Genomic DNA, 23,907 nt, shown 5'->3' with positions numbered 1-23,907 from the left:
CCAGTGGATGATCCCGCGCCGCCGAATGTTCCGCATCCGGTGCCGCAGGATGATCCTGTCCCCGACCACAATCCGACCTAGTCAAACGCCCAGGTGTACAGCACGTCCAGCGCGTTGTTGGTGCCGGTCTGGAATTGCAGCGTGATGCGCGGGTTCAGTTTGTATTTGAGCTTGACCAGGCTGGTCGCCGTGCTCGCACCCTGTTCAAAACTCAGGTAGGCGCGCGACGAGATGCGCTTGCCGACCGTGACCACGGTATTCTGCAAGCCGGTCGCCGCACCTGCCGACGAGGTGCCGGCCGCCTGGCCCACGCCCAGTTCATCCACCCCCAGCGACTTGGCCAGCTTGCCTTGGCCGGCGCCGCCAAACAGCGCGCCGGCGGCGGTGCCGAGCAGCGCCATGTCGTTGCCCTGCGTGCTGTCGATGCCGTGGCCCAGTACCAGCCACGCCAGCTTGTCGCTATCGGATACCGATGGCGTGGAGACCAGCTTGGCCTGCGGCGCCAGCGCGGTGCCGCGCACTTCCACGCCCGCTTCCACATTGGTTTCGCTCAGCGCTTCGCCTTCCGGCCCACGGCGCACGGCGAGGATGTTGAGGCCCGGATTATCGTAGGCGCCGGTGAAGTTGATCACGCCGCGATCGATCACCAGTTTTTGCCCATATGCCGCGTAGGTGCCGCTGGCCACGCGAATGCTGCCGGTGACGCGCGGCGGCCGGCGGTCTGCCACGCGGATGCGCAGCGATCCGGCCAGCTGCGCCTCCAGCCCTTTGCCTTGCAGATTGAAGTCGTCGCCGAGGTCCGCTTCGACGTCGATATTCAGCGGCATTCCTTGTGCGGCCTTGGTTGGCGCTGCACCTTTGCCGACGATGACCACGTCGTCGCTCAGTGTCGGCGTGTCGGCGCCGGCCAGTTCGATGTTGGCGCGGGCGGCGCGGAATTTGCCGTCCAGCTGGAAGCGCTTGGCGTCGCGCGTCAAGGTGCTGGTGCCGCTGACCACCAGGATACGGTCGGGACGCGACAGCACTTCCAGTTTGTCGGCGGTCAGCTTGAGCTGCATGGTGGCTTCGTTGGCGGCGTAGCGTATCCAGCCATCCGCTTGCGCGCGGCCTTGGTTGCCGTCGAAGGCCAGCTTTTGCAGTTGCAGCTGGTCGCCGGTCAGGCGCGCCTGCAACTGGCCGTTGCGCAGCTTGATGCCCTGATCGAGCCAGTTGACCACCAGCTTGTCGCCGGTGATGTCGCCGCTCAGCTGCGGCGCGCCGATGGTGCCGCTGCCGTTGACGGCCATCTTGAAGGTGCCGTCGATTTCCAGGCCCGGTTGGCCGGCCAGTGGCGCCAGCCAAGCGAGGGAGCCCATATTGGCGCTGCCGGTCAGGGTGAAGGTACTGTCGTCGGCCAGGCGACCGTCGCGCAGTTGGGCGCTGCCATCCAGTTTGGCCTGGCCGGCGCGGGTGCCGTCGACGTTGAGCTGGACCCGCAGCGTGCCGTCGTTGACGTCAGCGCGGGCGTCCAGCGTGCGCAGGCCGAGCGCTTGCGGCAGGTCGGCGCCGATGATGGTCAGGTCGCCCTGTTCGCGGTAGACGTGGACCATGCCGGCCAGCGTGCGGCTGGTGGCTTGCAGGTCCAGACCCCATTCGGCGCCGATGGTCATGTTGCTGCGGACGTTGTCGCGCCAGGCGTCGGACAGCTGCGCGAGGTAGTTGACCGGCACGCCGGCGGCCTGGCCTTTGCTGCGCCATGCGGCGCCGGATTTTTCCAGGTTGTCGATGCGGATGGTGCCGGCGGGGAGTTTGATGGTGGTACTGCCCAGCGCGATCTGTTCGGGCTTGAGCAGGCCGGCGACGCCGGTGTCTGCCGGTGCGGTCAGTTTCAGCGGTGCCGGGGCAGCCAGCGTGAGGGCGAAGCGGCCTTTGTTTTGCAGCGTGTCGATGGCGCCGGTCCAGGTGTCATTGGCCCAGCTGCCTTTGACGCGCAGGGCGGCGTCGAAGTCCGGGTTGGCGGCGCTCAGCTGGATGATGTGGGCGGAGCGCGTGCCGCTGGTTTGCAGCCGCACCTTGTCGAGCGAGATGGCAGGGGAGACGTAGCGCGTGATTTCGATGTCGCTGACCAGTGGCACGTCGGCCATTGCTTCCGCCGCCGCTCCCCGTTTCGCGTTCGCTGGCGCGCTGCTAGCCATCGCAATCGTATTGCCCAGCGTGGCGCTGCCGCGGATGCTGCCCACTTGCTGCTGGCCGGGTGCGCGCAGGTTGCTGCCGTCCAGCGTGAGCGCCAGCGCTGGCCGCGCAGCGGTGCCGGACAGCGTGCCGTTCGCGCGCAGCACGCCGCCGAACTGCGGCCCGAGCGACCCAAGTTGCGGCGCATCGAGTTTCCACTCCAGCTTATCGAGCGCGCTGCCAAAGCTCCCCTTGGCCTGCAAGCTGTTGGTCGCCAGATGCAAATCGATATCCGCGTTGTTCACGCTGCCCTTGGACGCTGTCAGCTTGGCATAGCCGGACAACGGCGCATTGGCAAACGTAGAAGGCTGCAAGGTCAGGTTGACGCCCGCGCGCCAATCGCTGGACAGGCGCGCATCGCCGCTAAAGTTAGCGTTGACGGAGCCCGCCTGCGCCGCGCCAAACGACAGCGGATTAAAACGCTGCACGGTGCCGCTCAGTTTCAGCTCCGGCGTGCCTTTGACCACGGCCACGTCGCCGGCCGCGTGTATCAGGCTGTCGCTTGGCCGCTTGACTACGGCCGACGCCAGGGCCAGGCCTTTGGCATCCGCTTCAAAGCTGCTGCGCGGCGCTTCCATGCTGCCTGTGACCACGCCGCTGGCGGTGATGGCGCCTAACAAATCGCTGCTCACCGCAGACAACTGGCGCGCGTCGATCTTCCACTTCAACTGCTCGCCCGGTGCGCCGAAATTGCCGCTGACGTCTGCCGTGTTCTGCGCCATGGCCAGGTGCGCGTCGACGCCGCTGATGTGTTTAGCGTCTGCATTCAGTTTGCCGTTGCCGGTCAGCGTCTGGCCCATCAACTTGCTGGCCTTGATCTGGAACGCGGCCGCCACTTGCCATGCCGGCGACAGGTAGCCTTTGGCGTTGATGTCGGCATTCAGGTCGGCGATGGGGTAGCCGGTGCCGAGCGCGGACGGATCGAAGTGGTCGGCGGTCAGCTTGGCGCTGAACGGTTGTTTGTCTTTCAGGCTGGCCTGGCCGATGGCGGTGATGCTGCCTTTTTTGGCTTGCAGGCGGACTTGATGCACTTGCAGCAGCGCGTCGGCCAGTGAGGCTTGCAGATCGAGGCGCAGACCTTTGTCGGCCAGATTGGCGGTCAGCGCTTGCTTCTTCGGTGTGCTGGTGAGGGAGATATCGCCGGCGATGGCGGTTTTGTTGATACTGGTGTGGATGTCTTTCAGGTCGAAGCGGTCGGTGTGCAGCTTGAAGTTGGCGGCGTCGATGCCTGCGTCCGGGCCGCTGCGGTCTACTTTGCCGCCGCCGGTGAATTTGCCTGCGGCGCCGAGGTCCAGCAGCACGTTGTCCAGCAAGGAGGAAGTGAGGGTGCCGTCCAGGCGTCCGCTGAAGGCTTGCAGGGGAAGGCCTTTCTGATCCAGCGGCGCGGCCCTGCCTTGGTTGACCAAGGCGAACTGGCCGGAGAGTTTTTGGTCCTTGGCGATGGCGGCGGTCAGTTTGAGGCCGAACTTCGCTTCCGGCCATTCGGCGTTGAAGCCGGCGGGATCGAGATCACGCCCGGTCAGGTCGATGGCGCGCAGGATGATCGGATCGAACGGCGCCAATGCCAGCGCCACGTCGCCGCTCGCGCCATTGGCCGCGCCTTGTACCTTCAACTGGAGTAGCGCCAAATCGCCGCTGGCCTGCACCGCCAGCTTCGCGCCGCCAGCCGGCATGCCGCCCGTTGCGGCCACGCCATTCGCCGCCGCGCCGCCGGGCCCCGACGCACCGCCGGTGATTGCCGTACCTGCCGGCGCTGAGACACCGTAGACCAGCGTCGCCTTGCCTTGCAGCGCGAATGGCTTGGCGCCGGCGATGGTTGCATCGGCCTTGATGTCGCCGAACGCCGTGTGCGCGGAGGCGCTTTGCAAACGCCACGCCTGCTTGTCGCCCTCCAGCTGGAAGCGCAGGTTGTCGATGACGTTGCTGCCGGTATCGTTGGTCAGCGTCAGCTTGTCCAGCCGCCCATCCGAGATACTCAGCTTGATCGGCGACGCCAGGGTCTCCGGCATCGTCGACGGATCGGATGGCCCGCTACTCTGCACCAGCAGGCTGCGGGTATGCAGCTCACTGATGGTCAGCCCTTCCGAAAAATACTGCAACGGCGACCAGTTGATATCAATCTGTTCCGCTGTCACCACGCTGCCTTTGCTGCGGTACACCAGCTTATCGATGTGCATGCGGTGGTACAGCGACCCGCTCACGCCCGTCACCGCAATCTGCCCGCCGCTGGCGGTGGAAATCCGCTGCACCAGCTGCTGCAAGGTCGACTCGCGGCCCAGCAGCCAGAACGCGCCAACCAGCAGCACCACCAGCACGCCGAAGCCGATCGCCACGCGGCGCGGCCAGCGACGCGGCTTGGCGGCCGGCGCAGCGTTATCTTGAGAAGGGTTGTCTTGTTCAGCCATCAGAAAGTGAATCCCAGCGAGAAGTGCAAACGATATTTATGAACCGCGTGTCCATACGCGACATCGACGTTGATCGGCCCCACAGGGCTCTTCCAGCGCGCACCCACGCCGTAGCCGGACTTTGGATGCAGCGCGCTGATCGTATCTCCCGCATTACCCGCATCGTAGAACACCGCCGCACCATACTGCGGCTTGAACCAGTACTGATACTCCGCGCTGGCCGTGGCCAGGTAACGGCCGCCGGTAATCGCGCCATCCACCGGCACGCCCAGCTCCTGATAGCCGTAGCCGCGCACCGACTGGTCGCCACCGGCGCGGAACTGATACACCGCCGGCACGCCGTTCTTGTCGCGTGAGCCCAGCGCACCCAACTCGCCACGGAAGATGGCATTGGTGCTGACGCTCAGCGGCATGTACAACACGCCGCGCGCATAGCCGCGCACAAACGCTTCGTCGGTCAGGATCGGCAGCAGCGCGCCGCCCAGCTGCGCATTGAGCGCATAGCCCTTGGTCGGGAACAGCAGGTTATCCAGCTTGCGCCAGGTGACGCCATACGTCAGCGGCAAACTCTTGCTCTGGCTCGATGGGATGCCGCCGATGGTCTTGGTCTCGGTCAGCAGCTCCAGCGTCAGTGAACGTTCCAGCAGCGGCGTGCCCCAGGTGCGCTTGCCGGCGATGCTGGCCACGCTGGTCACCTCGCCCGAAATATCGCTGCGCTCAAACGAGGCGCCGATGCTGTCGTTATAGCCTTCCGGCGTGACCGGGAAGTAGAAGTTGGTGGTGGCGGTCTGCTTCTTGGTCTCCAGCGTCAGCGCGCTTTTCATGCGCAGGCCGAAGATCGCCAGATCGTCATAGGTCAGCGAGGTCCGGTTGCCGGTGTTGGTCGAATAACCGACACCCGCGCTGACGTTCTTGCGCTTGTTTTCCACCACCCGTACCAGCAGCGGCAATGGCGCCATGGCGGCGCTGGCGTTCTGCTCCGGCGTCATGGCGGCGGCGTCCAGCTGCTCGGTGAGGACGGCACTGGTATCGGCGCTGACTTCCACACTGGCGAAATAGCCGGTATCCTGTAAGCGCGATTGGTACGATTGCAGCGCTGCTTCGCTGTAGTAGTCGCCGGGACTGATTTGATTCAGGTTGCGCACCACCTTTTCCGGGTAGCGCTTCAAGCCTTCGATGCGCAACTCGCCGAAGCGCAGTTCCGGCCCGCTGTCGATCGCCACCCGCAGATTGGCCAGGTGCGACTCCGGGTCCACCGTGGCCTGGCTTTCCACCAGTTGCGCGCGCGGATAGCGCGTCTGCACTACCGAACGCAAAATCGCCCGTTTGGCGGATTCCCATTCATCCTGGCGGAACACCATGCCTTTTTTCAGCGGCCAGGTGGCTTTCAGCGTATTGACGTCAAACTGCTTGTCGGCCGGCTGCTCGGGATTGGGGACAAAGCCCTGCAGGCTCAGATCGACCTCACCCACGCGTACCGGTTCGCCCGGCACCACCTTGACCTGCACCACCGGCGTGCCGGCCGCTTCGCGGTCCATGGTGGCGCTGACCACCGGCGAATAGTAACCATCGGTTGCTACCAGCGTGCGGATCTGCTCCGGCGCCACCCGCACCAGCCGTTGCAGCTGTTCGCGGTCGATGCGGTCGTTGCCGCGAAAACGCACCAGGTCCAGATTATGTTCGAGCAGGTCGCGCACCTCGCTGGGCGCATCGATGCGGACCTCGTATTTCAGGCCTTCGGCCGCCTGCGCCACCACGGACAGCAGGGCCGCAGTGAGGCAGGCGGACCCTTTTGTCACAACTTGTGCCAAAATTCGTGATCCTGTCCGTTTTTTTGCTGGCGATGCCGGTAACATGAGACTCCATCTGGGTGTACGCTAGTGAGTATGTTACCGGATTGCCCTGAAAGATGGCGTACTTATAAGATTGCTTCATCTGGAAAGAACTATGCTGCCTACCGATTCCGCCCTGGTCCTGTTTAGCGGAGGTCAAGACTCCACCACCTGCCTGGCCTGGGCCCTGAAACACTACGCCCGCGTTGAAACCATCGGTTTCGACTACGGACAACGTCACGCCGTCGAGCTGACGGTGCGTCCCAAGCTGCTGCAAAGCCTGCGCGAACAGTCGGCCGACTGGAACGCCAAGCTGGGCGAAGACCACATGATCGACCTGTCGCTGATCTCAGCCATTTCACAAACCGCGATGACCCACGATATCGCGATTGAAACCCAGGCCAACGGCCTGCCGAACACCTTTGTCCCTGGCCGCAACCTGCTGTTCATGACGGTGGCCGCTACCGTGGCCTATCGCCGCGGCCTGACGGTGCTGGTGGGCGGCATGTGCGAGACCGACTTCTCCGGCTATCCGGACTGCCGCGACGACACCATGAAGGCGCTGCAAGTGGCGCTCAACCTGGGCATGGACACCCGCATCAAGCTGGAAACGCCTCTGATGTGGCGCGACAAAAAGCAGACCTGGGAACTGGCCCAGGAGCTGGGCGGCCAGGCGCTGGTGGACCTGATCCGTGAAGGCACCCACACCTGCTATCTGGGGGAGCGCGGCGCGCTGCACGATTGGGGTTACGGCTGCGGCACCTGCCCGGCCTGCGCCCTGCGCGCCCGTGGCTATCACCAGTTCGTGGGCACCGAGGTGTAAATGCGGGCCGACGCCCAGGCAAGGCTGCGCAGACTGCTGCAGGAACTGCTCTCGCCGAGCGTCCTGCCTGCGCTGGTGCTGAGCGGCTGTCTGGGCGTAACTGCTGTGCTATGGCATGGCGCGCTGGCCGATGCCGAGCAGGATGCGCAGGCCGATTTCGACGGCCGCGTGCGGGAGCTGGTCAATAATCTGGACCAGCGCATGCAAACCTATGTGCAGGCGCTGTATGGCGTGCAGGGGCTGTTCGCCAGTTCGCAGGATGTCGACCGCGACGAATTCCGCACCTATCTCACCGGCCAGGATCTCAACCGCCACTTCCCCGGCGTGCACGGCGTCGGCTACATGAAGCTGATCGGACCGCAGCAGCGCGAGGCGCATGAGGCGCTGGTGCGGCGCCAGGGCTTTCCCGATTACCGCATCTTCCCGCCGGGTGAGCGCGACTGGTACGCGCCGATCGTCTACCTGGAGCCGTTCAACGACAACAACCGCCACGCCTTCGGCTACGATACCGGCTCCGAGGAGCGCCGCCGCACCGCGCTGGAACAGGCGCGCGATTCCGGCCAGCCGGCCATGAGCGCCAAGATCCGGCTGGTGCAGGAAGTGGGCGAACCGGCGCAATCGGGCTTCCTGGTGGTGCTGCCGGTGTATAACCATCCGCAGCCGATCGTCACGCTGGCGCAGCGCCGCAGCGCCATCAGCGGCTGGGTGTTTGCGCCGTTTCGCGTCGGCGATCTGATGGCGGGGCTGGGCGGCCCGCGCGCCGCCGCGCTGGATGTGGAAATCTACGACGGCGGCGTCATCACGCCTGAAGCGCTGATGTACGACAGCGTGCCGCAAGCGCACGACACGGTGCGCGTCACGCGCCAGCAGATCAGCATCGCCAACCACCGCTGGACGCTGCGCATCGCCACGCTGCCCGGTGGCGGCACGGCGCGCACCGACAAGGCCCAGGTGATCGGCGCGCTGGGCGTGGCGCTCAGCACCCTGCTGGCCTGCTTGACCTGGCTGCTGGCGCGCGGCCGCGTGCACGCCCGCGCAGGCATGCGGCGCAGCCGCGCATTGGCCGAGGAACTGAAGGAGGGCCAGGCCACGCTGATGGTGATGGCCGACAGCGCGCAGCGCAGCCAGGCCATGTTGCGCAGCATTCTGGACTCGACCATCGATGGTATTTTGGTCGACAACCTGAAAGGCGCGGTACTCAACTCCAACCGCCGCTTCCGCGAATTGTGGAACGTGCCGGAACACCTGGACTGGCAAAGCGACGGTGCGGTGCTGATGACGCATATGTGCGGCCAGCTGCGCCATCCCGAATGCGGCCTGCGGCTGGACGAGCCGGAGCAACTGACGCTACCCGGCGTGCAGCGCGGCGCGGCGTTGGAAGAGGAACACGAAGTGCTGCACCTGAAGGATGGCCGCGTGATCGAGAAGCACACGCGCGGCCTGCAACTGGGCAGCGAGCCAGCGCGTATCTGGTCCTTCCGCGACATCACCGAACGCACCCAGATATCGCGGCGCGAACAGACCCGCCGCCATGTGCTGGAACTGCTGGCCACCGGCGCGCCGCTGCAAACCATTCTGGAAAGCGTGGTGCTGGGTGTGGAGGCGGACAACGAGGACATGATGTGCAGCATTCTGCTGCTGGACGACAGTGGCGAGCATCTGCTGGTCGGCGCCGCCCCCAGTCTGCCGGGCTTCTACAACGCCGCCATCCACGGCATGGCGATCCGCGACGGCGCGGGCGCCTGTGGGCTGGCGGTGCGCACGCGCAGCCGGGTGATCGTCGAAGATATCCGTCTGGCGCCGTCGTGGGGTGAATACCGCGACCTGGCGTTGCAGGCGCAATTGGGCTCGTGCTGGTCCGATCCCATCATCAGCACCAGCGGTTCGGTGCTGGGCACTTTTGCCATCTACCACCGCGAAGCGCGCCTGCCTAGCCTGGCCAATATCGCGCTGATCGAGCAGGGCGCGCGGCTGGCCGGCATCGCCATCGAACAGGCGCAGGCGGCGGAAGCCTTGCGTATCGGCGAGGCGCGTTTCCGCAGCCTGTACGACCACGCGCCGGTGGCGCTGTGGGAGCAGGACTGGTCGGCGGTGCGCGGCGCGCTGGCCGAGCTGGAACTGTCGGGCATCGAAGATCTGGCGGCCTATTTGCAGGCCAATCCCAGCCAGCTGCGGCGGTTGGCGTCACTGGTGCGCATCCTCGACGTGAACGCGGCCGCGCTGGAACAGGTGGCGGCGCCGCCGGGCCGCAAGGACATCGGCGCGCTGACGCTGGCGCAGAATTTCGACGCCGCCGCCATGCCCAACTTTGCCCGCGCCGTGACCGCGCTGGCGCAGGGCCAGCACTTCTTCGCCTGCGAGGGCAGCTTCGAGCGGCTGGACGGCGTGGCGCGCCTGAACGAACTGACGCTGCTGGTGATGCCGGGCCATACGCACAGCCTGGACTTCGTCATCGTCTCGACGCTGGACATCACCGAACGGCGCCGCATGGACGACGAGCTGCGCGTGCTGGCCACCACCGATTTCCTTACCGGCCTGCCGAACCGGCGCGAATTCATGGGCCGCTTGCAGGAAGAGGAGGGCCGGCTGCAACGCGACATCGGCGCCAGCGCGGCGGTGCTGTTGCTGGACATCGACCACTTCAAGCGCATCAACGATGAATACGGCCACGCGGCCGGCGACGCCGTGCTGCGCCAGCTGGCTGACCTGATGTGCGAAGGCCAGCGCAAGATCGATATGCTGGGGCGGATTGGCGGCGAGGAGTTTGCGCTGTTGTTGCCGGGGACCGAGCTGACGGCGGCGGCGGTGTTTGCCGAGCGGCTGCGGCAGCGAGTGGAGCAGACGCCGATGCGGCTGGATGATGGCGTGACGCTGAACATCACCGTGAGTATCGGTATTGCTGCGATGGGGGGTAAAACGCCGGGAGGGGATCAGGCTTTGATTCGTGCCGACCAGGCGTTGTACCGGGCCAAGCGGGCTGGACGTAATCGGGTGGAGCAGATGGATGGTGAGGCGGATCGGCCGGGGCATCAGGTCCCGGCCGCTTCCGGTTTAAACTTGGACTAAAAAGCGGCCTTCAATCAGATTGCTTGTTGCATGGTCGCCAGGCGGCGTTGTTTGCGTGGACGGCTGACGAACAGCCAGTACAGGCCGACCGGCACCAGCAGCGGCAGCAGCAGGGGCGACACACAGGCCACCACGATCACCGCCGCCAGGGCCACGCCCACCACCGCCATGATGCCGAGGCCGGCAAACAGCAGGCACAGGAAGACCGCCACGCAGGTCATGATCAGGCCGGCCAGCAGCAGACCGGCGCCGCCGAAGAACACACCCAGTACCGCGCCCAGCGGACCATCGATCTCGTCGCCATCGATGTTGATGTTCATACCGTCACCAAAGATCGATTGGCAGGCCGCAACGGCCAGCAGGAAGATCACGGCGGCGAAGATCAGTTTTTTAGCGTTGGTGTTCATGGCGTACCCCGTCTGTTGATGTTGTTCAGTGCCGTTTGGCATGGTTGAACTGTACCGGCGTCGCCCTTTGTGGGCCATCGGATTGCGACAGACCGGCGAATTGACGGGATGGAACGCGTGGGCGGGGCGCCGAGCGGTCAGTTAAATGGAATTGCGCCTTGATTTAAAGATATGTTGGTCTAAACTGATAATCTCACTTCCCAACGGAGGGCAGGAACATGGCTTGGCTAGCAATGAGCGAAGGGCAATCGATCCCTTCCGCACCTCGATGCACACGGCGCCAGCGTAGCGCCCCGCGTTTGTCCGGCGGAGGCCCGAAAGGCCCGCCATCGGCACCCCCCACGATACCGCCGATTATCATTACGCCGTTCAGCTATCAGATGCCGGAGCCGGCCATTGATCCGCGCATCGCGCCGCCTAAGCCGCCCATCATGGAACGGGCACCTTGCATGACTTGTTAAGCTTGTCGTTTACGCATCATGAAGGCCCGCCTCGGCGGGCCTTTCCTATTGTTGTATCATTCGGCCCCCATCTCCTTCCACCGAGCCCGAACATGCCTAATGATTTCCCCGATTCCGATGATGATGCCCTGGTACAAGAAGACCGCCTGTGGCAAGGCAATGGCTGGACTGCGCGCGTGATCAAGAACGACGATGACGACGGCTGGGCGGTGGCGATGATCAAGGACGGCGAGCCGGAACCGGCGCTGGTCGGTCCGTGGACCATGGGCCGCGACAAGAAGAATCCCAAGCCGCTGGACGTCAACGCCTTCAACACGCTGGTCAAGACCGCCAACGAGGTGATCCGCCGCCATGAGCAGCAATTGCATGCCCAGTTGCACAAGAACGTGTTCGTCAACACCGATGACGGCCAGTTCAAGGTGTGCCTGGACATCACCCCGGACGAGGACGATCCGTACGCCACGCTGACCGCCTTCGACCAGTACGGCGAAGAGCTGGCGCGGGTGCGCGTCGCCCCGACTTTCAAGCTCAGCGTTGCCAGCGCGTCGAGCTGGATCGAAAACGGCTACAAAAAGCCCTGACCTCAGCAGCGGACTCGTCGGGGCCCGCTTCTTGCCTGCTCTTGCTTTAACTCAATAATCTCCCTCTGCTTCGGTGTCAGCATAGCCTGTCCAGAGAAGAGGGGAGCAGGCGATGAAGGATCTTTTGCCGCATTATGAGGCGGAACTGGCGTTGCTGCGGCGCCTGTGCCGAGGATTTGCGGAGCGCTATCCAGGCGTTGCTGGCAGTCTGTTGATGAATGGAGATACTTGCGACGATCCCCATGTGGAGCGTTTAATCCAGGCGTCCGCGCTGCTGGCGGCCCGGATTTCGAAGCGACTGGACGACGATTATTCATTGTTCACCGAATCGCTGCTGGAAATGCTCTACCCGCATTATCTGCGCAGCTTTCCCTCCTGTTCGATCGTACATCTGGACTTCGGGCCCTCTTCCGTGGAGTTGCCAGAGATTGTTACTCTGGTACCGCGTGGAACGCTATTCAAATCACCGCCGGTTCAGGGCGTTAAATGCAAATTTCGCAGCGCTTCCGATCTGATTATCGCGCCGATTGCGATCTCCGATCTTCAATTCAACCCCATCATTAACGCGCCGACGTCGGTGCGGCTGAACGCCGGCGCTACCTCAAGCATCGATATTACCTTTAGCAAAAGCGGAAGGTCGACACTTACCGACCTCTCGCTCAAGCACCTTCGGCTGTTTCTGGATGCCGAGCCGACGCTGGCAGCAGCTTTGCGCGATACGCTATTTACACGAGTGCATGCGGCGTATATCTCGTTCCCCCGCATTAATCATTGGCACGCTCTGGCAGACACCCCGCTCCAGGCCGTCGGCTTCTCTGAAGCAGAGGCGTTGATTCCGTTCTCGCCACGATCCCATCCTGCTTACCGTTTGTTGACTGAATACTTCGTTTATCCGGAAAAATTTAATTTCATCGACATCATGTGGAACGATATCGTTGCTCACTTGCCGATGCAATCTGACGAATTCACGCTACATCTGGTTGTGAACGATGCGCAGCATGGCTCTAAGCTGGCACACATCCTAAGCAAGCTGGTCCCGCGCAATCTGCTGATGCATTGTGTGCCTGTTGCTAACCTTTTCAAGCGTTCGTCGGCACCGGTCGACATCCGGCACACGACCTCCGACTACGCCTTGCTGGCAGACACCGTCTGTCCGGAAGCTTACGAAATATATGGGATCGAGTCGGCATCGCTGATTACTGATGCGTCGCGACGTGACGGCATACAGCAGCTGAAACCGTTTTACAGCATTCGACATGGCGACGAACAGCACGCTGGTCAGTACTGGGTGATGCGGCGAGATGACGCTACGGCTGAGTTAAGTCCAGGTCATGAGATGCGAATCAGCCTAGTGAATGCGGAGTTTAAACCTGAGCAGGCAAAGAATCAGACGTTGTCAGCCCAACTGCTATGTAGTAATCGCCAACGTGCTACGCAGTTGAAAGCAGGGCTGCCGGAAGGTGATCTACATGTGGACGGCATGTTTACCCGCACGCCGATACGGCTTCTTCGCCAGCCTTGCAAGCCACGCAGATTTCCCGCCGCGGATGGCGCCCACTGGCGATTGATTGCTCATCTTACGCTCAATCATCGTGCCCTCAGCAATGCCGGGTTGGATGAATTCCGTCAGATGCTCACGCTCTACAACCTGTCTGGCAGCAGTGGGACGCAACGCCAGATCGACGGCATCGTTGACTTGCACTGTCAGAACATCATGGCCTGGATACCCGGCGTGCCGAATGCGTCGCTGATGCCAGGGGTGGAGGTAAGGATGACTGTTGACGAAGAGGCATTCGTTGGCAGTGGCATTCATCTGTTCGCGCAAGTATTGGAGCATTTTTTCGGTCTGTATTGCCAGATTAATGTTTTTAGCCAGTTGCTTATCTTATCGAAACAAACTGGTGAGGAGATTGTTCGATGCCAACCACGAAGCGGCGCCGAGCTTCTGGCGTGATTCAGCAACTGCTGGATGATCCCTACCGATTTGAGTTTTTCCAAGCAGTGCAGCTGCTGGAACGATGGATGGCGGCCCCTGGCATGGCACCTGGAACAGTGCTGACTGAGCTTATGCACTTCAAGAATAGTCGGAATGCTGGATTTCCTGCCAGTCAAATTGAGTCACTAACACTGGATGAATCTGGTGTTTCCATTACGCCAGCATTTTTCGGTTTTCTAGGTAACCATGGCGTGATGCCTGACCATTATGGGGAGCGCATCGCTGCATGCAGAGACATGGCGGCCAGCGAAGCCACCTACGCGTATTTCGATATTTTTTCAAATCGATTCGGAGCATTATTTTATGAGGCATGGCGCAAGCACCGGCTGGAGTTGCGAACGTCGCATGGCAAGCGCGATGGGTTCATGCCATTGTTGTTGGCTTTGTCCGGTGGCACAGTCCAGACAGTACCGGATCAGGTAGCAGCCTGCTATGCCGCCCAGTTTGGGCATCGGCCGCAGTCAGCTGTGCTGATGCAACAGGTGCTGAGCGACTATTTCCAGATCTGTGTGAAAGTGATTTCCCATGTGGGGCGTTGGCACCGGCTTGAAGATTGTCATCAAGCCGAGCTCGGTGGAGAAAATGTCCGTTTGGGAGATAACACCGTACTCGGCGCGCGCATCTGGCGCCGCGACCTGACGGCTGTGATTCAACTGGGGCCTTTGGGAAAGACACAGTATGAGAATTTTTTCGAGAGTCGTCCTGGCGCGCTCGAATTGAAACAGGTGCTGTCCATGTTTGAGACGTCGGGGTTGCATTACGAAGTGCAACTGATACTTGCCTGTGCTGAGGTGCAAGGCGTCACTTTGTCGAATACCTCCAGCGCCAGACTGGGGATCGACAGCTTTTTGCTGAGCAGACCGGAGACACGCGATCGTTCGGATATGCGGTATCGGATCTGATCTGCCGCAAGGCAAGATCTGAACAGGCCGCTAAAGTTATGCATTCGTCCTCTGTGACAGCCTGGAAGGAATAGCCAACATGAATCTTAGCCAAGCCGTGGCAGCCCGCGTCGCCGCAACTGGCGGCGATCCGCAGAACCAACGACTGTTGCGCATGGATTTTCCGAAGAATGATGGGCCGGCCAGCGTGATGCTGGTGAATGCACTGGTCGCAGATGAAGCACTATCTGCCGATTTCATCTATGACGTTGAAGTGCTGTCCGAGGATGCATTGATCCCCCTGCAAGCGGTCCTTGGGAAAATGGTGACGATCTCGCTGGTGCGGGATGATGGCACGCTACGGTACTTCAATGGCTACGTGTTTGAATTCCGTTTCTTGAAAACCGATGGCGGGTTTTCTTTTTACCAGATGGTGCTCAAGCCATGGCTCGCTTTGCTTCGCTTGCGCAGCGGCTGCAAGGTGTTTCAAAATTTATCGCTGACTGAACTATTCGATCAAGTTTTTGAGAACTATCTCCAACGTGATTACACATATCGCTTACTGGCGACTGATCCGACGCTGACCTTGGCCGTGCAGTACAACGAGAGCGATCACAATCATGTGCACCGGCGCATGGAATCTGCCGGGATTTATTACTGGTATGAACATCGCTTTGACGGACACACACTGTATATCGGTGACGATAGTACGCAATCGAGCCTGGTCGACGGTAACAGTGAAATTGCTTATCAAAGCGCGGCTGGGTCGCATGAGGAAGACGGCATCAACCAGTGGCAGCCGATACGGCGTATCGCATCTGGAAAATATGCCGTGAACAGCTACAACTTCAAGCATGCGTGCAGCGATCGCAGCGAACGGCTGTCCGAGAGTCGGCAGGGCGCCATTGAACCCTATGAACTTTACGTGGACAGTGGCGCTTATGGCTTCAAGAATGACGACGATGGCGAAGCATTGGCTGGACGGAGAATGGAGGCGGCAGATTCTCATGGGCGGGATTTCACTGCCGAGAGTAACTCGCGTGCAATACAACCCGGACGGTGTTTCATACTAAGCAGTCATTTCAGCGGTGACATCAACGGCGAAGGACAGGGTGAGTATCTGATCCGATCAGTGCGCCACCTCGCCAGCAACAATTATCATGACGGTCAAGGCACCGTTTCGCGCTATGCCAATACCTTCATCGGTCTACCCAAGAGTACGCGCTGGCGCCCGCAGCAAGGAACCCAGAGTATCGACACCCGCATATATGGTGTGCAGACGGCAACGGTGGTCGGTCCCGAAGGGGAGGATATCCATACCGATGAGTATGGACGGGTTCGCATCCAATTTCATTGGGACCGGGATGGCAAGGCCGATGAAAAAAGCTCGCCGTGGGTACGGGTGATGACCGCTACCGCCGGTGCCGGTTTCGGTCAGATCAGCGTGCCGCGGATAGGGCAGGAGGTGGTGGTTCAGTTCCTCGACGGGAACTGCGACCGGCCGTTGGTCGTGGGCAGTGTCTACAACGCGGCCAACATGCCGCCGTGGGAGCTGCCCTCGAATAAAACACAGAGTGGTGTGCTGACTCGCTCCAGCCGCAGTGGCACAGCGGAACAGGCCAACGCGCTGCGATTCGAAGATTTGAAGGGCGCCGAAGAGGTATGGCTACACGCGGAGAGAAACCAGCGTATCGAAGTCGAACATGATGAGTCGCATTCGGTCGGCAATAACCGCAGTAAAAGCGTCGGTCATGACGAAGTGGTGGACGTGGGGCACGACCGCACCGAGACCGTCAAGCACGACGAAAAGATCACTATCCACAACAACCGTACCGAACAGGTTAATGGCGCCGAACAGATCGCTATCGGACAAGACCGTGAAGAGCACGTCGGCGGTAACGAAGAAGTCGTTATTGATGGAAATCGAAAAGAAAGGGTCGTGCTGGCCAAGGAGGAAACTATCGCCTTGGGCAAGTCGTTGTTTGTCGGCGCGGCATATCAAACCACAGTCATTGGCGCAATGAACACCACGATTGGTATGGCGAAATTTGAGGAGGTGGGACTATCAAGAAAAGTCATTGTCGGTCAGGAAAGTTCGCTCAGCGCCGAAGTCCAGCATCAGATCACCGTCGGTTCCTCGACGCTGACGATCACCCCGACGCGCATCGTGCTGGAGGCCGATGAAATACTGATACAAGGCCGGCAGAAAGTGGAAGTCCATGGCGATGACATCGATCATAACCCGGGCTGAACATGGATCCCTACTCCTTCCCGTCAGCAGCGCACTCGCCGGTACCCGGCATTGTGTTCGATAACAGAACGCCACATGCCGCGATTCAGTTTGATGCGCTTGATCAGCACGGTGCAGCATTTCACATCTTCGTTGCCAAAATCGGCTACCGATTAGGGCCTTGCGGCGCGGATGGAAAGTCGAGGCTCACTCCTTGTGATGAAGCTGTTCAACTCAACACCGAAGATATACACGTCGATGGCAATCCGGCGGCGAGCGTGCTGGAGGAAAGTGATCTGGCGCCATTCAAACCGCGCTGCGATGTGGTCGTCAACGCGGTGGCCTACGCGCCGCGTGGAATTCCTATCACGCAGTTTGCCGTCGCACTGCGTGTGGACCGGCGAGATGCTGGACCCCACGATGAGTCGCTGATAAAAAAACAGCTGATCGTCTGCGGACAGCAGTGGTTTAAACGCTCGGCGAAGCTTGCGAGGTTATGGCAGTGGCCTGTACGCGTCTTCACGCTAGGTCTGGTTTATCCACCTGCTTGGTACCTGAGCTCGCCAAAAAAACTGGCTTCTTTGCCTTTGCGATATGAATTCGCGAGCGGAGGCGAGTGCCGCATAGACGGTGATAAGGGACTGCATGAGGCTTGTCAGGGCAATCCTTTGGGGCGCGGTTTTACGCGGAGCTGGTATTTGAAGAGGCTCGGCGAGACAGCGCTCGCCGCGCCGCAAATATTCTATATTTCGCAGCCGATATCCGCGCGCCAGTTCCAGGATTGTGCGGCTGGAAATGGCGAGCTTCAGCCAGCGGGGATGGGGCCGATTGGGCGCGCCTGGATGCCACGGCGCTCACTGATCGGCGCCATTGCGGAGAAATCGGAATGGCAACGCAATGAGGTACCGTCGTTGCCGGAAAATTTCGACTTTGGATATTGGAACTGCGCGCCGTTCGACCAACAATGCGGTTATTTGCATGGTCAGGAATGCTTGACGCTGACTAATCTCTGCGCGCCAGACGCCGAGGCCGCGCGCGTAGATCATCAAGGCAATACTGTACTGCGTTTCGATTTGCCTCAGCAGGCCATGTTTGTGCTTGTTGCCGACATCAGCAAGCGATTAATCGTGCTGCCGCTCGTCATAGATACGGTGATCATCAATCCGCAAACGCAGCGCGTCGATCTGGTGTGGCGCGGTTGTCTCGCAGCGGATGGGAATTCGGTTGAGGCGCGGCTTATGCACATTGTAAAAAGTGACCAGATAGCGCGCCTCGATCAGCTAATTCAACATCAATGGACGGATCGTCCACAGCATCTTGCAGATCCGCCAGATGATTCAGGCAAGAAGTAAATCGCCATGGCCAAAGAGACAGCTACCCAATCCAAGCGGTTCTATTGTGTCAGCTTGCTGCCGGATATATGCAAGACGCCCATCGGCCCGGCGACGCCTCCCATACCGTATTCGATCATAGGTGAATTCTCGGAGGCGACGAATGTATCCCCAAACGTCAAATCACTGGGAGAGCCGGTAATTCTGTTCCAGCGCAGCACCATACCCAGGGTCAAGGGCGACGAACCTGGCACGGCCGGCGGCATTAAGAGCGGCACCTGTGGCAAGTCCGTGGAAACGAAGACGCGAAGTGCCACGTTAAGGGCGAACGGAACGGCGACCGTGCAGGAGGGGTGCGAAGTTTGGATGAATAATCGCAATACCATCGGCAAAATATACGAGCGTGGCGGCGCCACGCCACGTACTCGGCTTCAGCAAATCGACGCGTTGATTGGCGAGGCAGTGACTGCGGGAACGGCGCAGGTGCGTGAGGTTCTAAAGCCAATTGCCAAGCAATACAGAGACGATATTTCGGCCCCACTACATCAAGTTGGAAGTGAAGCCATGACCCGTGGTGGTCAATTGCTGGCAGGCAGTGCAGTCGTAGGTGTTGCCGGGATAGGGGTCGGTGCAACCGGTATAGGCTTGCCAGCTGCCGCAGCGATGGAGGCTGCTGCTACCACAGGTGGCGCAATAGGTACGGGCCTTGTCGTTAGGGGAGCTGCGGTAGAGATATCGGCGACCGTGCTTGACCAGGCTGCTGATTTCGTTTTGACTGGCAAAACGCCGGGGATGGTGGACGCATTGGTAGGAGCAGGGACCCAACTGCTTGAGAGGGCCGCGATGGCGCGGTTTGGTGGCATGGGGCAGTGGATGATGAAGAAACTCCCCTCATTGGGCAAGCTTTGGAAACATAAGCCAGGTGTGGGCAAAAAACAGTCGCCACCACCAGCGCGTCCACCGGACAAGCCCTCGGGGGGCAAGAGTAAAGGCGCCAGAAAGGAACCGAAGTCGGATAAACCATCGGACTGCTGTCCCAAGAACGCGGCGCCGGCTGGCAAGCCTGTGAGCGGCCGCAAACCCGTACACTTCGGCACTGGCGAAGAAGTGCTCTATCAGACTGACTTTGTGCTGGAGGGACCGAGTCCGCTTGCCTGGACACGCTGCTATCGCTCCGGCTCCGAGCACGAGGATTGGGGATTGCTCGGGGCGCGGTGGGCATCGCCATTTACTTCAGCGCTTTTGCTGACCGCGCGCGGCATAGTTTATGTGGAAGACAGCGGCAGGGGAATCAGGTTGCCTCTGTTGGAGGTCGGGCAGTCGATTGATCGCCGGGATGAGGGCTTCGTCCTGATCCGCGAAACGGCGGACTCTTTCGAGTTAACTTGGCGCGACGGAAGTCGGGATACATTTGCCCGTGACGCCTGCCGGGAACATAGTTGGCTGCCGCACGGCTATGACGGCGTGAACGCCATGCTCGAGCCTGGCGAAGCGATGCGCGCCGAACGCTTCTCCTTGCGTCGCTCCGCTGGTCGTGATGGCAATGGCGTGTTCATTGAGTCGTTCAGGGACGTCCAGCCTGGTTGTCTGCTGCTCCGTGTCCGTCAGAATGACGGGCAAATGCTGGAAGCGATGCGTGAGCAGACTCTAACGCCATTGCACGAGCCTCGCATCGGTCAGGTTGATGAGGTCAGGCCGGACGGAAAGCGTATATGCCGCGTCCGTTATGTCTACGAGGCCGAGGCGGCGATATTGACCGAAGCACCATCTGCGCTGCCGGAACGGTTCAATCTAGTTAGCCAGACGAACATTGCTGGCCATGCGCGCCACTATCGCTATCGGCATCACTTGCTGCAATCCTGCACCAGTTACAGCGGCTTTAGACACATCCTTAGCTGGGTCAGCCTTGAGGAATTGCGTGCGCGCTGGCGTGGCGACAACGTTCAGGACGGCATTGAAAAAATGCTCTTCCCTATTACCCTGGACAACAGTTATCAGGCCCGTGCGACCATGACCGCAGGCGAGGATGGCAGTGATGCTTTGCAACTTGACTATCCGTCCATGGATGCCACTCGCGTTACCGATGCCGTCGGTGACGTGCTTGAATACACTTTCGATAAAAACTGGCTGGCAGTCGAGGTTCGCCGCATCAATCTGGACGGTACTTCGGTCTCATTGGGACGCCGTCAGTGGGACCGTGATGGCATGCTTACGGCCGAGATCAATGCCGCAGGAAATAGCACGCGCTATACCTACGATGCTGCCGGTAATTTGACCAGCAGTATAGATGCCCTGGGGCGTATCTCGCGCATCGACTACGATGAAGACAACCAGCCGATCGCGCTTACAGATCCGTTAGGTCACACCAGCCGACTGCGTTACGACGCAAGCGGGCGCATCACAACCTATGTTGATGCCCTCGGCTGTGTGACCGAATATCTGTACGATGGCGCTGGTCGGCTAACACAGGTCCGTGATGCAAAAGGTGGCATCAAGCGGCTGGACTATAATCCCGTCGGGAGGCTAATCGCCTACACCGACTGCTCCGGCAATCGCAGCGAATATCGGTACGATGCGGAAAATCGTCTGAGCGAAGCTATCGATGCTCGGCAGCAGAAAATTCGCTACGAATATGACTTGCTGGGACGGGTTTTACGCGTAACCCGTGCTGACGGCACCGGCGATGCTTACGCCTACGATGCTGATGGCAATCTACTCACGCATACCGATGCTCTTGGTCATAGCACGACCTACCATTACAACGGTCAAGGGCTACCTCTCAGTCGCACAGACGCGCTGGGCCAGACATTGGGTTACCGTTACGATGCGTCGCTGAGATTAGTCGAGCTCATCAATGGCAACGATGAGCGCTATCTGCTCAAATACAGCAGCGACGGTTGGCTAGCCGCCGAAACCGGCTTCGATGGAAAAACCACTCGCTACAGTTACGACAGCGTCGGTCAGCTGACGGCCAGTGATTGCCTCGGCCAACATGTCGCGCTGCTGCGCGATGTCTGCGGCCAACTGCTCGTGAAGCAGACCGGTAGTGGCGTTACCCGATTTGCCTACGACGCGGGCGGCAGGTTGACGGCGGTAGCCGCCCCGCACGCTGAGCAACGCTTTGTCTATGACGCTCTAGGGCAGTTAGTGGAAGAGCGTACGGCCTACTATCTGAAGCAAGCGGTGATTGCGACCGGACCACGCGTTGCGGACGTCAGCTTCATGATGACGCATGCATACGATGAGTTGGGAAACCGGATTCAGACGATTCTTCCCAACGGCAGACGCCTTGACATTTTGCGCTACGGTGCAGGACATTGGCATGGAACACTTTGGCAAGGCCAGCAACTCGTTGCAATCGAACGCGATACGCTGCATCGGGAAACCGTCCGGCGCATCGGGTCCGGCGTTCGGCCACTTCGGGCAGAACGTCGCTACGACCCACAATCGCGCCTGTCATCAATCACGTTGCGTAACAGCGATAACGAGGATGCGCCGCCATTGCGCGAGCGCTACTTCAGTTACGATCCGGTGGGCAATTTGCTGTCGATCGAGCATGGAGACCGTGCGAGTCTGGATAATCCTGGAACGTACCGTTACACCTATGATCCCATCGGACAGTTGCTATCGGCGGTTCAACCAGGCCTGACTGAGATTTTCGCATTCGATCCAGCGGGGAATCTGATCGAAGCGCCGTCAGCGGCAAAGGTAGCTAGTTCGGAAACCTCTTCCCACGTTGAACACAACTTGCTCAAGTCGTATCAGGGTTACAGGTATAGCTACGACGAACAAGGCAATGTCGTGAGCAAGCGCCCCGACAACGGTAAGCCACGAACATCCGCCCGTGAACTTGAGCTGGCCTACGATGACGAAAACCGCCTGATTCGCTCTGGCTGTCGGGATGCGGGAACGCGCAGCGTCACCAGTTATCTGTACGACGCCTTTAGCCGCCGCATCGCGAAGACAGTCATCAGGGAATCTTGGTTTGGCGATCAAAATCCTGAAATGGATATGCCCGCTCAGACCGAGGAACACGCTGTCAGGTTTGTGTGGGACGGCGATACGATGGTGCAGGAACTTCGTGACGATGGAACTGTCACATACGTATATGAACCGGAAACTTTTGTGCCGCTGGCGCGAGTTGAATCGAAAGAATCCTTGCTGGGCAAGGCTGGCGGGGACTTCGTGGTCGAACAGTTCGTTCATATTTGGCCAGTTGATGACTGGCTCCCGCCAAGTCAGCGGGAAAATCAACAGGAGGGGACACGGAGCGCATCAGATATTTTGCGATGCCGTAGCGGATGGCAGCAATGTGTCGCGGACGCAGAGGTCAAGGCGGCGGTAGACAGCGTCGCTCATTACAATTGCGATCATCTTGGTACGCCACGCGAGTTAGTCGATACTAGTGGTAAGTTGCTATGGAGCGGTCGTTTTCAAGCTTGGGGGAAAATACTTCCTTGGGATGTCGCTAACCTTAGCCGAAGCGCCACTCGAAGCCCGATAGATCAACCAATAAGGTTTCAAGGCCAGTACGAAGATTCAGAAACGGGACTGCATTATAACCGTTATCGCTTTTACGATCCCCACTCAGCGAGATTCGTCGGACAAGATCCGATAGGCCTTATAGGTGGAGAAAATGTTTATGCCTACTCGGGTAATCCCATAGGGGCCACTGATCCACTTGGGCTGTCAAAATGTTCAAAGAACAGTGCTTGTAATCCTTGTGATGGAAGAGATCCCTCTGCGGTGGCAAGGAGCTGGCAAGGACCAAAAAATCATCCTTATATTGGTCAAGATAATTACATCAATACAGTACTTAAAAAAGGTACGGTTTTATATACTCTTTACCCACATGGGCCTGCGCCAGGAAATTATTTTGTAAAGGGTTCGACAGTATTGGCAGCAGATGGAGCAAGAGATTTCAATGATTCAGTTCAAGTTGCTCACAAGGAAAATTATGATAAGCCTGATGTTACAATGAGGGAGATGAGAAGGAAACTTCATGTTTATATACTTGGCCAGGATGTCTGTATGGCAAAAGGTAAGGCTTTGAACAATCCAAGTTTGGGTGCTGGTGGAGAGACGCAGTTTTTTATTGAAAGTCGTGACAAAAAATATTTGATTGATACGGGTAGGATATTATCTTGGAAGAAATGAAAACTATAAATATCAATGTTGTGTCAGGAAGTCTAGATGCTGCCGGAGTAGTAATTGCACCTTTGAACTTAGATATGACTCGTGTCGCTCTTGAAGAGGCGGGAATTGTCTTTAATGAAAATTCGAAAGATGGGGGGTGGACTTCCATTAGTGCTATTGTCTCTATGGCTGGCCAAAGCTTTGGGATGAATATTGAATTTAAAGGAAAAAAATTATTTTCAATTGACTTGAGGTGGCGTGATGGCGCAGCGGAAAAAAAAGGATATGATGCATCTGAAAAAGATTTAATAGCCGATAAAAATTCATTATCTAGGTTAATTGAGAAAAAAATCGCTAAATTTTCGCCGCAGGAACCGAGCTATAATGCGGATGTGTTTAACTATGATTGGGGTTTTATTTCTGCGTCGGCATCAATACGCTCATCAATCGTAGTTATGGGTCTAATGTATATAGATAGTAAAGCTATGTCTTGAAATTATGAATTTTAGCCTTGTATGTTGAAGATGTCTCCCCATACATCAGCCAA

Annotated in this window: 12 protein-coding genes; 9 read left to right on the top strand and 3 right to left on the bottom strand. The window is 59.5% G+C overall.

Translation table 11 applies throughout. The annotated features are described in order from the left end of the window. Positions 1-77: 77 nt before the first annotated feature. Positions 78-4,616, bottom strand: a complete 4,539-nt coding sequence (locus tag GTP69_RS23560) for a translocation/assembly module TamB domain-containing protein (RefSeq protein ID WP_161057153.1) — start codon at positions 4,614-4,616, stop codon at positions 78-80. Then, complete coding sequence (locus GTP69_RS23555; protein ID WP_161057152.1) at positions 4,616-6,472, bottom strand: autotransporter assembly complex protein TamA; 1,857 nt, start codon at positions 6,470-6,472, stop codon at positions 4,616-4,618. The genes GTP69_RS23560 and GTP69_RS23555 overlap by 1 nt, the downstream gene beginning before the upstream one ends. Positions 6,473-6,563: 91 nt before the next feature. On the opposite strand from GTP69_RS23555, the gene queC reads away from it, so the two are divergent. Further along, the gene (gene queC, locus GTP69_RS23550) at positions 6,564-7,271 is read left to right on the top strand and encodes a 7-cyano-7-deazaguanine synthase QueC (RefSeq protein ID WP_161057151.1); all 708 of its coding nucleotides are present in this window, start codon (positions 6,564-6,566) and stop codon (positions 7,269-7,271) included. Then, positions 7,272-10,337, top strand: coding sequence for a sensor domain-containing diguanylate cyclase (locus tag GTP69_RS23545; RefSeq protein WP_161057150.1), 3,066 nt, complete (start codon positions 7,272-7,274; stop codon positions 10,335-10,337). Between the two features lie 14 nt (positions 10,338-10,351). Here the strand turns inward: GTP69_RS23545 and GTP69_RS23540 are convergent, their stop codons facing one another. Beyond that, on the bottom strand, positions 10,352-10,744 hold the full coding sequence (locus tag GTP69_RS23540; protein WP_161057149.1) for a hypothetical protein: 393 nt from the start codon (positions 10,742-10,744) through the stop codon (positions 10,352-10,354). Between the two features lie 553 nt (positions 10,745-11,297). Between GTP69_RS23540 and GTP69_RS23535 the strand changes: the two genes are divergently transcribed. The 7 genes from GTP69_RS23535 (at position 11,298) to GTP69_RS23505 (ending at position 23,854) form a co-directional block, all read left to right on the top strand. Next, positions 11,298-11,786, top strand: a complete 489-nt coding sequence (locus GTP69_RS23535; protein WP_161057148.1) for a hypothetical protein — start codon at positions 11,298-11,300, stop codon at positions 11,784-11,786. A 112-nt stretch (positions 11,787-11,898) separates the two neighbouring features. Further along, positions 11,899-13,740 (top strand): type VI secretion system baseplate subunit TssF, encoded by a 1,842-nt coding sequence (gene tssF / locus GTP69_RS23530; RefSeq protein ID WP_161057147.1) that lies wholly within the window; start codon positions 11,899-11,901, stop codon positions 13,738-13,740. Next, on the top strand, positions 13,704-14,684 hold the full coding sequence (gene tssG, locus GTP69_RS23525; RefSeq protein WP_161057146.1) for a type VI secretion system baseplate subunit TssG: 981 nt from the start codon (positions 13,704-13,706) through the stop codon (positions 14,682-14,684). The genes tssF and tssG overlap by 37 nt, the downstream gene beginning before the upstream one ends. A gap of 79 nt (positions 14,685-14,763) precedes the next feature. Continuing rightward, positions 14,764-16,914: a type VI secretion system Vgr family protein gene (locus GTP69_RS23520; RefSeq protein WP_161057145.1), complete on the top strand. Its 2,151-nt coding sequence runs from the start codon at positions 14,764-14,766 to the stop codon at positions 16,912-16,914. 2 nt (positions 16,915-16,916) lie between these two features. Beyond that, complete coding sequence (locus GTP69_RS23515; protein ID WP_161057144.1) at positions 16,917-18,245, top strand: DUF2169 family type VI secretion system accessory protein; 1,329 nt, start codon at positions 16,917-16,919, stop codon at positions 18,243-18,245. Positions 18,246-18,251: 6 nt separating this feature from the next. After that, complete coding sequence (locus tag GTP69_RS23510) at positions 18,252-23,381, top strand: PAAR-like domain-containing protein (RefSeq protein ID WP_161057143.1); 5,130 nt, start codon at positions 18,252-18,254, stop codon at positions 23,379-23,381. Then, complete coding sequence (locus GTP69_RS23505; protein WP_161057142.1) at positions 23,369-23,854, top strand: hypothetical protein; 486 nt, start codon at positions 23,369-23,371, stop codon at positions 23,852-23,854. The genes GTP69_RS23510 and GTP69_RS23505 overlap by 13 nt, the downstream gene beginning before the upstream one ends. Positions 23,855-23,907 lie beyond the last annotated feature (53 nt).

It is taken from the genome of Duganella levis (genome assembly GCF_009857605.1).
Lineage (GTDB): Bacteria > Pseudomonadota > Gammaproteobacteria > Burkholderiales > Burkholderiaceae_D > Rugamonas > Rugamonas levis.
This window is presented reverse-complemented; position numbering and strand designations above follow the sequence as displayed.

Bases quoted from the DNA above. Each gene is read 5' to 3' on its own strand.
- GTP69_RS23545 (WP_161057150.1), top strand. From the start codon at position 7,272: ATGCGGGCCGACGCCCAGGCAAGGCTGCGCAGACTGCTGCAGGAACTG.
- GTP69_RS23555 (WP_161057152.1), bottom strand. From the start codon at position 6,472: ATGTTACCGGCATCGCCAGCAAAAAAACGGACAGGATCACGAATTTTG.
- GTP69_RS23520 (WP_161057145.1), top strand. From the start codon at position 14,764: ATGAATCTTAGCCAAGCCGTGGCAGCCCGCGTCGCCGCAACTGGCGGC.
- GTP69_RS23540 (WP_161057149.1), bottom strand. From the start codon at position 10,744: ATGAACACCAACGCTAAAAAACTGATCTTCGCCGCCGTGATCTTCCTG.
- GTP69_RS23560 (WP_161057153.1), bottom strand. From the start codon at position 4,616: ATGGCTGAACAAGACAACCCTTCTCAAGATAACGCTGCGCCGGCCGCC.
- tssG (WP_161057146.1), top strand. From the start codon at position 13,704: ATGCCAACCACGAAGCGGCGCCGAGCTTCTGGCGTGATTCAGCAACTG.
- GTP69_RS23515 (WP_161057144.1), top strand. From the start codon at position 16,917: ATGGATCCCTACTCCTTCCCGTCAGCAGCGCACTCGCCGGTACCCGGC.
- GTP69_RS23535 (WP_161057148.1), top strand. From the start codon at position 11,298: ATGCCTAATGATTTCCCCGATTCCGATGATGATGCCCTGGTACAAGAA.
- tssF (WP_161057147.1), top strand. From the start codon at position 11,899: ATGAAGGATCTTTTGCCGCATTATGAGGCGGAACTGGCGTTGCTGCGG.
- GTP69_RS23510 (WP_161057143.1), top strand. From the start codon at position 18,252: ATGGCCAAAGAGACAGCTACCCAATCCAAGCGGTTCTATTGTGTCAGC.
- queC (WP_161057151.1), top strand. From the start codon at position 6,564: ATGCTGCCTACCGATTCCGCCCTGGTCCTGTTTAGCGGAGGTCAAGAC.